Origin of the sequence: Rhodoblastus sphagnicola (genome assembly GCF_002937075.1) — a bacterium.
Lineage (GTDB): Bacteria > Pseudomonadota > Alphaproteobacteria > Rhizobiales > Beijerinckiaceae > Rhodoblastus > Rhodoblastus sphagnicola.
In genome coordinates, this window is sequence record NZ_NHSJ01000126.1 from 94,945 (window position 1) to 107,442 (window position 12,498).

A 12,498-nucleotide genomic window follows, 5' to 3' on the forward strand; every position below is an offset into this window, starting at 1 on the left:
CGGCCAAATGTTTGAAGAAGAGCGTCCGCTGGTCCATGTCCTGATCGTGGACGACGACGCGGAAGACGTCTTTCTGCTTAGGCGCCTGCTCCGGCGCTCGAAACGAGTCGCGTATCAAGTTGCGGACTGCCGCGAGATGGACGAGGGCGCGGCGCTCGCCGCCGCGGGGGACGTCGATCTCGTGTTCCTGGATTTCGTCCTGGGCCTGGGGCTTTCCCTCGGCGGCGGACGCGCCAATCACGACCTGCTGGCCTTGCCGTTCATCCTGCTCTCGGGCCTCGACATTCCCGATCTCAAGCGGATCGCCCGCGACGCCGGCGCCCTCGATTATCTCTGCAAGAGCGACCTGACGGTGGAAGCCTTGGACGAACTCGCGCTGAAGGTCTCGCACGCCAGCGCGCAGTCCCCGGAAGCGGGGGCCGTTTCACAACTGGCGCGGCGCCGAGGCTCCGCGCGGTAATCTGGCGCGGCGCGACCCCGCCGCCGCGCCGCCGCCAACGGCCCGTTCACCCCAGCAGCTTCAGCGCCGCCTGCATTTTCTCCAGCCGCGCCACGCTGTCGGCGCGGCGCTCCTGATTCTCCTCGACCACCTCTTCCGGCGCGCGGCGCAGGAAGTCGGCGTTGCCGAGCTTGGCGTCGATCTTGCCGATTTCCTTGTGCTCGCTGGCTATGCCCTTTTCCAGCCGCGCGCGTTCGGCGGCGAAATCGATCACCCCGGCCAGCGGCAGCGCCAGCACGGTCCCGCGCGCAACGACCTGCACCGCCTGCGCCGGCGCCGCATCGGCGAAGCCGATCTCGGACAGCCGCGCCAGCCGCTTCAGCGTCTCTTCCCAGCGCTGCGCATGGCTCTGGTCGGCTTCCGACGCCGCCACCAGCACCAACGGGATCTGCGCGCCCGCCGGCACGTTCATTTCCGCGCGCACCGAGCGCACCTGCGACACCAGATCGACCACCCGGCCGATCTCGGCCTCGGCCTGCGCGTTCTCCAGCCCTTTCAAATCGGGCCATGGCGCGAGGGCCAGCACGCTGTCGCGCGGAAAACGCTCGCCGGCGATCGCCCAAAGCTCCTCGGTGAGGAACGGCATGAACGGATGCAGCAGTTTGACGATCTCGTCGAGCGCGAAGGCGATGGTTTCGCGGGCCTCCTGCTTGGCCGGCCCGTCCTCGCCCTGCAACAAAGGCTTGGCCAGCTCCAGATGCCAGTCGCAGAAAATGTTCCAGACGAAGCGATAGGCGGCCTGCGCGGCCTCGTTGAATTTATACGCGACCAGCGCGGTCTCGACCTCGGCCACGGCCCGCGCGGTCTCGCCGAGAATCCACTGGTTCAGCATTTCCTTGACGCGCATCGGATCGAAACCCGGCCGCGCGAAGCACTGGTTCATTTCGGCGAAACGCGCGGCGTTCCAGAGTTTTGTCGCGAAATTGCGATAGCCCTCGACCCGGCTGGTGGCGAGCTTGATGTCGCGCCCCTGCGCCGCCATCGCCGCCAAAGTGAAGCGCAGCGCGTCGGCGCCATAGCTGTCGATCAGGCGCAGGGGATCAATCACATTCCCCTTCGACTTCGACATTTTCGCGCCCTTCTCGTCGCGCACCAGCGCGTGGAGATAGACGGTCCTGAACGGAACCTGCTTCATGAAATGCAGCCCGAACATCATCATCCGCGCCACCCAGAAGAAGATGATGTCGAAGCCGGTCACGAGCACGTCGGTCGGATAGCGCGTGGCCAAGTCGTTCGGCTCATCCGGCCAGCCCAGCGTGGACATCGGCCACAGGCCCGAGGAGAACCACGTGTCCAGCACATCCTCGTCGCGCGTCAGCAACGCCGCGCCCTTGTCGGGATCTCCGGCGATCGCGGCGGCCTCGGCGCCGGAAAGAATCTCGCGCTTGGCCGCGTCGGCCAGCGCATCCGCCAGCGCCTCCTCCTCGGTCTCGGCGACATAAACCGAGCCCCAGGGCGCGTACCAGGCGGGAATCTGGTGGCCCCACCACAATTGGCGCGAGATGCACCAGGGCTGAATATTCTCCAGCCAGTCGAAATAGGTCTTTTCCCAGTTCTTCGGCACGAACACCGTGTCGCCCTTGCGCACGGCGGCCAAAGCCTCGACGGCCAGCGCCTTGGCGTCCACATACCATTGGTCGGTGAGCCAGGGCTCGATCACCACGCCGGAGCGGTCGCCATGCGGCACTTGATGCTCGTGCGCCTCGATGGTGGCGACCAGCCCGCGCGCCTCCATGGCGGCGATCACGGCCTTCCGCGCCTCCTCGCGGGTCAAACCGTGCAGGCTGTCCAGCGTCTCCGTGAGATCGTCGTTCTCGATCACACCCTCAAGAAAAGCCTCGTTCTCGCGCACGAGAATGCGGGCTTCGGCGTCGAGAATGTTGATCAGCGGCAGGTCATGCCGCGCGCCGACCTCGAAATCGTTGAAATCATGCGCTGGCGTGATCTTGACCGCGCCCGACCCCTTTTCCGGATCGGAATATTCATCCGCGACAATGGGAATCAGCCGCCCGACCAGCGGCAGCACCACTTTGCGCCCAAGCAGATGGGCGTAGCGCGCATCCTCGGGATGGACGGCCACGGCGGTGTCGCCGAGCAGGGTTTCGGGCCGGGTGGTCGCCACCACGATATATTCGTCGGTCGGGCGACCGGCGTCATCGGCCAGCGGATATTTGAAATGGTAAAGCTGGCCCTTGACGGTCTGCGCCACCACCTCGATGTCGGACACGGCGGTCAGCAGTTTTGGGTCCCAGTTGACCAGCCGTTTGTCCTTGTAGATCAGCCCGGCGCGATAAAGCTCGACAAAAGCTTTGAGCACCGCCTTGGACGAGCCGGGGTCCATGGTGAACCGCTCGCGCGACCAGTCGCACGATGCCCCGAGCCGTTTCAACTGGTTGACAATGGCGCCGCCGGACTCCGCCTTCCATTGCCAAACCTTTTCCAGAAATTTTTCACGCCCGAGGTCGCGGCGCCCGACATTGCCGCCATTTTGCGCAAGCTGGCGCTCCACCACCATTTGCGTGGCGATGCCGGCATGGTCGGTGCCGGGCTGCCACAAAACGTCGCGTCCGCGCATGCGCTCGAACCGGCACAGAATGTCTTGCAGCGTGTTGTTGAGCGCATGGCCCATATGCAGCGAGCCGGTGACGTTCGGCGGTGGAATGACGATCGTATAGGGTTTGCCGGCGCGATCCGCGCGTCCGGCGCGAAAGGCGCCGACGCGCTCCCATTCCGCCGCGATGCGGCTCTCAACGGCGGCGGGATCGAAAGTCTTTTCCATCATTTTGGCGAACCGGCTCGATTTTTTTACGTGAGGCGCACAAAAACCGAGCGGGCGCCGCAAGTCAACGAAATCGTGGCGCGGGCGAGGGTTTTCGTCGCCGCGGCCCGTCGCGGTCAAAAGTGAAAATGCGGCAAGTACTACATCTTGTTCGCGTTATGTTCCATGTAAAGCGCCCCCACGGACACAATGCCGCTTAACCACCTATTTTAACGCGATAATCCATCGCCGCGCCCACAACGCCAAACCCCGCGCTCGCAGAAACCCACCCCTTATGTCGTACACAACCGAAAAATTACATGAGCAAAAATCGAACGTTTCTCGCAGGAATTCGCACAAAATTCGCGGAAATCCCGCGCTTTCGCACTATTTTGAATCAATAAGCCACAATTTCAGGTAGAGATTCGGCAGAATTCGCCCCACGTCGCGGCGCCTCAAGCGGTGAAGACAAGCTTGCAACGGAGGGCGGCAGTCGGCTCGAAGCCGTCATTGGCTACCGCATTCCCGACGGCGTTGATCGCGATCTAGAATGTATTCTGGAGCCGACTCGTCCCAGCACCGGCTGATTTGCGCATTCATCGAATGTAGGGCAGCAAAAAACAGAATACAACCAACGCTGGCGAGGATCAGCGCCACCGCTGTCACGGCGAGAAATTTATTCCAACGACCCATGCACGTTGTTCGGTCACCACGTCGTTCAGAATGCAGCACTGACCGCAGTTCTGCAAATCAGAAGCCGCCTTCCAACCCATCAGCTATTGGAAGGGAACTGGACCCTTAGCCCGCGTTGAAGTGCTCTTGCCCGACCCTGTCAACCGGATAATCGTTAGATCGTCACGCGTTGACGGACGGGGGCGCGTCTTTGAAAACAAAGGCATCAACCAACTTTTGCGCCAGTCTGTGACAGTCCGCTCCCCGCCGGGAGCAGACCATGCGATGATGATCGCTTCCCGCCCATGCCAATCAAGCGGCAATTCGCTCAATCCTTCGGCCCGCGCGCCACCCGTTCGATCTCCGCGCGCACCAGACGCTCCACCACATTGGGCAGATTGTCGTCGAGCCAGGTTTTTATGATCGGCCGCAAAATCTCGCGGGTCAGCCGCTCGACCATTTCGGGATCGCGCAGCAGCGCCGATTCCGCCAGAGCCTCGAACGCCGCGCCAACCTTGACGCCGTTGAGTTCCGACAGCATCGCCGGTTCGATGCGGTCGAAGCGCGCCGGCGGCAGTCCGGACTGACGGGGCGCCGCGACGGGCTCCGCCGCCGCGCTCGGGGCCGCCTGGGCGGCGAAGACGGACGCGACCGTCGGTTCGGGCGCGGGCGCCGGCGTCGCTTGCGCGGGCGGCCTTGGCGCGGGGGCTTGACGAAGCGGCGCGAGGCCGACCAGCGGCGGCGGCAGGTTGGCGCGGAAGGAGAACGGCGGGATCGCGCCGCCGGTCTCGAAACTGACGGACGGTTTGGCCGCCTGCGGCGCGGGGCCGGACACAAGGGGCTGCGCCGGCGGCGCCGGTCGCGGCGCGGGTTGGGCGGTCTCAGCGGCCGTTTCGGCCGCCGCGCGCGCGCTGACGAATTCGGGAAGCCCACCCAGCGACGGGCGCAAATCCGACGCGAACGGCGCGGGTTCGGCATTCGCCGGCGCCGCCAGGCTGGCGGGCGGCGCCGGGCTGGAGGGAATGTCGTCGAGACGCAGGCCGAGGTCGCGCAGGTTGGGCAGCGGCGGCGGCCTCATCTGCGCTCCGGAGCGCGTCTGGAAAAAGGGCGGCGCCACCACGGTCGGACCGGGCGTCGGCGCATTGGAGACGGGGGGCGGGGAGACCGGCTGAGCCGCGAGGGGCGGCTGTTGTCCCGTTGGCGGCTCTTGCGCTTTCGGCGGCTCCTGCGCTCTCTGGGGCTCCTGCTCTCTCTGGGGTTCTTGCGCTTTCGGGGACTCTTGCGCTCTCGCGGGGTCTTTCGCGGCCGGCTCCGGTCTGACACTGGCTCGGCGACTAAGCGGCAAGGCGTCGTCGTCGGCGATGATCCTCCGGATGGAGGCGAGAATGTCCTCCATCGATGGCTCAAGCGCCTTTTGTTCGGCCTGCAGGCTGGTCTGGCTGGCGTTCGTTGCGTTCATTGGGGTTCGGACGCTCGCAAGGCTTCGGACGTCGATAATATCGGAACGTCCGCTTTGCGAACGTTCCTAGGATGATTGTGGCGCGCGCGCCACGAGGAAACGCGCATGGCGCGACTCTCGCAAGAGCCACGCGTCTAAAATGCGCCGCCGACTTTTCCGGCGCAAGTCAATACCCGCCGTAATCCTCAGATTTCGCAGCCAAGCCGGACGCTCAGCCGCCGTCGGCGGCGGTCAGGCCGATGAAGCGGTTCTTGGTGCGCTCGTAATGGTCGGCCGGGTCGTAGGCCGGCGCATCCAGGCCGAGCGTTTCGGCGGACAGGCGACCGATCTGGGCGAGCACGGTATAGGACGTGACGACCCGGTCGTGTTGAGCCGAAACCAGCTGCACGCGGGCGTTCAGCAGCGTCTGCTGGGCGTTGAGCACGTCGAGCGTCGTGCGCTGGCCGACCTTGGCCTCCTCGCGCACGCCGTTGAGGGCGACTTCCGCCGCCTTGACGGCGGCCTGGTAGGCGACGATGGCCGCCTTGGACGCCTGCAACTGGCCCCAACTGCTGGAGATGCCGCCGCGCACCGCGATGCGCTGCGAATCGACCGCCAGCCGCGCCTGGCCGAGCTGCTCCTTGGCCTGGCGCACGGCGGCGTATTCCTGGCCGCCCTGATAAATCGGGATGTTGAGCGTGCCCACGACCGAGGCGGTATTGACATTGTAGCCGGGCGTGCCGCTGGTATCGAGGGACCGGCTCACGGTGCCCTGGACGCCGAGGGTGGGCAGCAGCGCGCCCTCGGCCACCTTGACGGCGGATTCGGCGGCGTCGACCTGATGCAGCGCGCCGGTGATGGCCGGATGCTCGTCGAGACCGACGCCGATGGCGGCCTGCACGGATTTCGGCAGCAGGCGCTCGACCGGCTGGGCCGGCGAGAGATTCTTCGGATCGACGCCGATCTGCCGGCGGAACGAGGCGATGCTGGTCTCAAGGTTGGACTGCGCGGAGGCGAAATCGGCGCGCGCGCCGGCCAACGCCGATTCGGCTTGCGCCACGTCGGTGCGCGTCACTTCGCCGACATTGAAGCGGTCCTGCGTCTGCTGCAACTGAACCTGCAACACCTTGATGTTACTGCGCTTCAGGCCGAGCACGGCGGTGTCGCGCAGCACGTCCATATAGGCCGTGGCGCCCGATTGCAGCGTGGCCAGCTCCTGCTGGCGCAGCGCCTCACGCTGGGCCAGCACGGTCGATTCGGCTTGGCTGACGCCGTTGGCGGTGCGATTGCCGTCGAACAGGGTCTGCGACAGCGTGGCGCCGGCTTGGGAAGGATTGGACGAATGTCTGCCGTTCGACCCCGGATAACCGGTGATCTCGTTGGCCTGATGGCCCGACTGGCCCTGGAGCGACGCCTTGGGCAGCCAACCGGCCTTGGCCGCCGGCACGGTCTCGTCGCGGGCGCGCACGGCGGCGCGCTGCTGGTTGATGTCGGGGTTGTTGCGATAAGCGCGCGCAAGGGCGCTGGACATGGTCTCCGCCGCCGCCGGGCCAGCAGCGCACATCAGCGCCACGACAGCGACCCCAGCCAGCAAGCGCGAGAAAGGAACACCGATCAACAGCCCACTCCCAAATCCGTACGATTCCACGCGTGACAGCGCCACAAGCTCGATGTTCGACTTCACCAAAGAATCCATGCCATACAAAGATTACCGTTAACCAAATGACCCGCGGAGACAAGGCCAGTCCCGCCCCACGCGGCTCAAGACCATCAGATTTTCGCAGGCTGCGTCCGAAAAGTCACAACCTCGCGCGCTTCAAAACACAAAGACTGGCGGCGCCGTCAGCGCCGTCAGCGTCGCGGCCGATGCGGAAAACAGGCCGCACCCCGAAGTCTGGCTGTCCGCGCGGGTGAACAGGGTGGCGCGGCCGGTGCGCGCGCCGGGGGCGTCGCCGACAATGGCCACCATGCGGCCGCCCTCGGTCAATTGGTCGCAAAGCGCTTCAAGACCGCCGGTGACGACGCCATCGACGAGGATGAGGTCGAAAGGCGCGGCTGCGGCGGCGCCCTGGCGCAGCGGGCCGGTCACGCTGGTCGCATTGGCGAGGCAGAGGCGCGTGAAACTGGCTTGCGCCCGCGCCGACAGCGCCGCATCCTCGTCGAGGCTGACCACGGACAAGGCCAGACCCGCGAGCAAGGCGGCGGCATAGCCGGAGGCGCCGCCGACAACCAGCGCCCGATCGGTCGCGCGGACATGGGCCTCCTTCAGCATTCTGCCCAGGATCAGCGGCGCGGTCAGTTCGCGCGGACTCGTCCCCGTCACCAGGACGCGGGCGTCGGAATAGGCCAGCGAAACATAGGCGTCATCGACGAAGATCTCGCGCGGAACCGTCTTCATGCGCTCCTGCACGGCGAGATCGCTGACGTCGAAGGTGCGGATCTGCCGCTCGACCATGGTTTCGCGCAAGCCCGCGAAGGGATCGGCCGCGAAGGAATCGGCGAGCGTTTCGGACATGGAGCCCCCTCGGAACGGCCGGCGTGAAGTCCCGGCGCTGGGATAGTGAACGCTAACTTTATAAGGGCGCCGGCCGCCGCTGTCTAGAATAGGCGCGCGCGTGAGATTGCGGCGACGCCGGCGCATGGTTAAGCTTGAAGGACTTCAGGGAGAGAGGCCTCATGACCGAATCGCCGACCGAACCGTTCGAACACGCCGAACACGCCAAGCATGTCGCCCATTCCGGCGACGATTTCCTTTCGCTCGTCTCCGTCGTCATCGCGGTGCTGGCCGTAGTCGCGGCCACGGTCGGCAGCCTGGAGACGATGGAGACCGCCAAGGCCTTCGCGGAGAAGAACGCGGCGGTGCTGCTGCAAAGCAAGGCCTCCGACGCCTGGGCCTATTACCAGGCCAAGAGCGTCAAGCTGAACCTTTACACTCTGTTCGGCGAACAGACCGGCGCCAAGCCCGAATATGCCGAAAAGGCGCGCCGCTACGAAGGCGAGCAGAAGGACATCGAGAAACAGGCGCGCGACTACGAGCACAAGTCCCACGAGGCGCTGGAGGCCAGCGAGGCGCACGAGCACCGCCACCACATTCTGACGGTCGCCGTGACGCTGCTGCATATCGCCATCGCCATCGCCACCATTTCCATCATCGTCCGCGGCCATCGCTGGCCTTTCCACGGCGCGCTTCTGCTGGGATTCGCCGGGGTGGCCGGAGCTATTTTTGCTTTTATATGAGACACTTGCGCGGACAGGCGCAAGCACGGGCGAAAATTGAGGTTTCGACAGCCGAGGATTTACCTTAAGTCTCCGGGTGAGAAGGCGCGTTCCCGCGCCCTGAACCGAGGGTCCGCATGGCCGTATTCCAACTGCATCTGCTGAAACCGTCGCATTACGACGACAACGGCTATGTGGTGCAATGGTGGCGCTCGGCGATTCCATCCAATTCGCTGGCGGCGCTCAACGCCATCGCGCTGGAATCCGCCGGCCGTCACGCGCTCGGCCCGGATGTCGTCCTCGAAATTTTCGTTTACGACGAAACCAACACAAGGATCATCCCGGAAACCATCGCCGCGCGGATAAAAACGGCTGGAAACGGCCTGATCTGCCTGACCGGCGTGCAGTCGAACCAGTTTCCGCGCGCGCTCGACCTCGCCCGTCGCTTCCGGGCCGCGGGCGTCGATGTGGCGATCGGCGGCTTCCATGTGTCGGGCTGCGTCTCCATGCTGCCGGACCTCACCCCTGAATTGCTTGAGGCGCAGGCGCTGGGCTGCAGCCTGTACGCGGGCGAGATCGAGGGGCGGTTCGACGCGCTGCTTCAGGACGCTTTTTCGCGCCAGCTCAAGCCCTTGTACAACTTTCTTCATGATCTTCCGGCGATGGAGGGCGCGCCGTTCCCGCTGCTGCCGGCCGCGATCGTTTCGGGCACCAGCGGCGCCGTCACCTCGTTCGACGCCGGGCGCGGCTGCCCGTTCCAATGCTCGTTTTGCACCATCATCAATGTGCAGGGCCGCAAATCCCGCCACCGCTCGGCCGACGATGTCGAGGCGATCATCCGCGCCAATCTCGCGCAGGGGGTGGATTCCTTCTTCATCACCGACGACAATTTCGCCCGCAACAGCAATTGGGAAGAGATTTTCGACCGGCTGATCGGCCTGCGCGGGCAGGGGCTGCGCTTCACCTTCATCATCCAGGTCGACACGCTGTCGCACCGCATCGAGAATTTCATCGAGAAGGCCGGCCGCGCCGGGGTGAAGCGCGTGTTCATCGGCCTCGAAAACATCAACCCCGACAATCTCGCGGGCGTGAAGAAAAAGCAGAACCGCATCGCGGAATACCGGGAGATGCTGTTGGCCTGGAAGGCCGCCGGCTGCTTCACCTATGCCGGCTATATCCTCGGTTTCCCCAACGATACGCCCGAAAGCATCCGGCGCGACATCGCCATCATCCAGCGCGAGCTGCCGCTGGACATTCTGGAGTTCTTCTTCCTGACGCCGCTGCCGGGCTCGGAGGACCACCAGCGCCAGTCCGCCGCCGGGACGTGGATGGACCCCGACCTCAACAAATACGATCTCGAACATGCGGTCACCCACCATCCCCGCATGTCCAAGGCGGAGTGGGAGGGGATCTACCAGCAGGCCTGGACGCTTTATTATTCGGTCGCGCACATGAAGACGATCATGCGCCGCGCCGCCGCCACGGGGGTGTCGGCCGGGCAGGCGCTGTTCCTGCTGTTGTGGTTCTGGGGCTGCGTCAAGCTGGAAAAGGTGCATCCGCTGCAAGGCGGCTACCTCCGCCGCAAATATCGCCGCGACCGCCGGCCCGGCCTGCCGCTGGAAAATCCGCTGCTGTTCTACCCGCGCCTTGGCGCCGATTTCGTGACCAAGCACGTCCGGCTCGCGGCGATGGCGGCGCGTCTCGGCCTGTTCCGTCTCTGGCTCAAGCGCCACAAGACCGAGGCTTCCGCCTATATGGATCAGGCGCTGTCGCCGCCGAAAGCGGGCGATCTCGACGACCTCGACCTGTTCCAGAACACGGAATCGTCCCGCGCCGCCGGCGAAAAGGCCAAGCAGAAGGCGGCGCGCAAGACGGCGGCGGTCTGACGCCCGGGCAGTCGGGCGAATAAAGAATAAGGACGCGCGGTCGTGTTCCGTTCTCCCCATAGCCCGTCGGTGGACGGGCGTCCTTTCGGACGCCCTATGGCGGGAGAAGGTGGCGCCCTCGGGCGTCGCCAGACGCCCGTCCTTGCGGACGGGCTATGGCGCCGGATGAGGGGGCGCCAGCCGAAGATAAACGCCTTTGTTCTTGCGTTTGCCCCCTCATCCGACCCCTTCGGGGCCACCTTCTCCCGCAAGGGGAGAAGGGATTCCCAGCCTAACTGCCGCTATACTCATTCACCCGATCGCCCTGGGTCTGACGCCCATCGAACTCACCCCGTCTCGATGGTGGCTTCCATCGGCGCGCGAACGGTCCAGCACACGCCTGCGGCGCGATAGTCGATCGTGACATCGCCCCTGATGGCGCGCTCGACCATGTCCACCATGACTTTCTGGCCAAATCCCTTTCGGGTGGGCGCGACCACCTCCGGGCCGCCGTCCTCGCGCCAGCGCATGTGGAAGGCGGCGTCGCCTTCGGCCGCCCCGTCGCCCCAGTCGATGCGCACCACGCCCTCATCGTTGGACAGGGCGCCATATTTGGCGGAATTGGTGGCGAGTTCGTGCAGCGCCATGCCGATGGCCTGGGCGGCGGCGGCGGCGAGACGCAGGTTTTGCCCCGAAAGCAGGATGCGACGGTCGAGCAGGTCGCGGAAGGCCGTGAGCTGGGCGCGCACCAGTTCGGCGACGTCCACCCCCTTCCATTCGCTGTTGATGAGCAGGTTCTGGCTGGCGGCGAGACCGGTGATGCGGTGCGACAGGTTTTGCGCGAAAGTCCTGGGGTCGGCGTCCCTGGCCGACAGCACGGCGATCGACTGCACCACGCTGAGCAGGTTTTTCGAGCGGTGGTTGACCTCGCCCATCAGGAACCGGATATGCTCCTCGGCCAGCTTCGAGGCGGTGATGTCGGTGCGGATCGCGATAAATTGGCGCGGTTTGCCGCGCGCGTCGAGGAAGGGGACGATGGTGGTCTCCACCCAGTAGATCTCGCCGTCGCTGGCGCGGTTGCGGATTTCGCCGCGCCAGGTCCGACCGGCGGAGATCGTCGCCCACAGGTCGCGAAAAAATTCCGGCGGGTGCAGGCCCGAGTTGATGATCGCATGGGTCGCGCCGAGCAGATCCTCCCGGGCATATTTGGCGACCGCGCAGAACTTGTCGTTGACATAGGTGATGACGCCGCGCCGGTCGGTGGTGGCGACGATGGCGTGCTGGTCGAGCGCGGCCTTGAAGTCGCCGAGATCCTTCAGCGCCGCCCGCTCCGCCTCCAGCGCGGCGGACAGATGCGCGGTCTTGGCGGCGACCTCTCGGTCGAGGGAGGCGGCGGTGGAAGCCAGTTGTTCATGGACGCGGCGCAGTTCGAAAAAGCGCCGCCGCGCGTCCAGAAACAGGAAAATCGCCAGCGCGACCACCACCGCTATGGTGAGCAGGGTGGTGAACTGGAGTTGCGTGCCCAGCCGGTCGGCCGCCGCGCGGCTGGCTTCGATCCGGGCGTCCTCGGCATCCTGCGTGGCGGCGACCGCCTGGCGCAACAGCTCCAGCGTGGCCTTGCGGGCGTTGGCGCGAATGACCTCCAGGGCGCGCGCCGTCTGGCCGCCCTGCTGCAAGTCCATTTCCTCGCGCAACTCGTCGAGTTTCAGCTCGGTCAGCGCCCGCACGCCGCGCACGTCCTCAATCAGGCGCGGATCGCCGGAAGTCCACGAGTCCAGCCGCCGCGCGGCTTCGCGCAGGTCGTCCGCCGCCTGGCGATAGGGGGCGAGATAGCCGGCCTCGCCCGTGAGCAGGTAGCGGCGCGACTGCGCGGTGACATCCTGCAACGAACTCAGCAGGCGGGCCAGCCCCCCCACCATGGTCGTCGCCAGACGAATGTCGTCATGGCTGCGTTTTTGCGCCTCGATATCGACCAGCGAGGCGCCGACGAGACCCGCGAGCGCGATCAGGCTGACCACCGGCCCGCCGATCGGCCGGAACCGCTTCCTGC

8 protein-coding genes are annotated in these 12,498 nt (G+C 65.6%); 3 read left to right on the forward strand and 5 right to left on the reverse strand.

Annotated elements, in window-relative coordinates; translation table 11 throughout:
- Nucleotides 1-7: 7 nt before the first annotated feature.
- Complete coding sequence (locus tag CCR94_RS20785) at nt 8-460, forward strand: response regulator (RefSeq protein WP_206605876.1); 453 nt, start codon at nt 8-10, stop codon at nt 458-460.
- 46 nt (nt 461-506) lie between these two features.
- Here CCR94_RS20785 and CCR94_RS20790 read toward each other — a convergent pair whose 3' ends face one another.
- The 4 genes from CCR94_RS20790 to CCR94_RS20805 all read right to left on the reverse strand — a co-directional run bounded on the left by CCR94_RS20790 (nt 507) and on the right by CCR94_RS20805 (nt 7,882).
- Nucleotides 507-3,281 carry a valine--tRNA ligase gene (locus tag CCR94_RS20790; protein ID WP_104509872.1) on the reverse strand — a complete coding sequence of 925 codons (2,775 nt, stop codon included), beginning with the start codon at nt 3,279-3,281 and terminating at the stop codon, nt 507-509.
- Between the two features lie 976 nt (nt 3,282-4,257).
- A complete protein-coding gene (locus CCR94_RS20795) occupies nt 4,258-5,388 on the reverse strand; it encodes a PopZ family protein (RefSeq protein ID WP_146090127.1) in 1,131 nt (376 codons plus the stop codon).
- Nucleotides 5,389-5,599: 211 nt separating this feature from the next.
- The gene (locus tag CCR94_RS20800; protein ID WP_244594161.1) at nt 5,600-6,985 is read right to left on the reverse strand and encodes a TolC family outer membrane protein; all 1,386 of its coding nucleotides are present in this window, start codon (nt 6,983-6,985) and stop codon (nt 5,600-5,602) included.
- A gap of 198 nt (nt 6,986-7,183) precedes the next feature.
- A complete protein-coding gene (locus tag CCR94_RS20805; protein ID WP_158254855.1) occupies nt 7,184-7,882 on the reverse strand; it encodes a protein-L-isoaspartate O-methyltransferase family protein in 699 nt (232 codons plus the stop codon).
- A gap of 161 nt (nt 7,883-8,043) precedes the next feature.
- On the opposite strand from CCR94_RS20805, the gene CCR94_RS20810 reads away from it, so the two are divergent.
- The gene (locus CCR94_RS20810) at nt 8,044-8,604 is read left to right on the forward strand and encodes a DUF4337 family protein (RefSeq protein ID WP_104509845.1); all 561 of its coding nucleotides are present in this window, start codon (nt 8,044-8,046) and stop codon (nt 8,602-8,604) included.
- 116 nt (nt 8,605-8,720) lie between these two features.
- Nucleotides 8,721-10,469, forward strand: a complete 1,749-nt coding sequence (locus CCR94_RS20815) for a B12-binding domain-containing radical SAM protein (RefSeq protein WP_104509847.1) — start codon at nt 8,721-8,723, stop codon at nt 10,467-10,469.
- 326 nt (nt 10,470-10,795) lie between these two features.
- Here CCR94_RS20815 and CCR94_RS20820 read toward each other — a convergent pair.
- On the reverse strand, nt 10,796-12,498 hold a 1,703-nt coding region (locus tag CCR94_RS20820), incomplete at its 5' end, for an HWE histidine kinase domain-containing protein (RefSeq protein ID WP_146090128.1).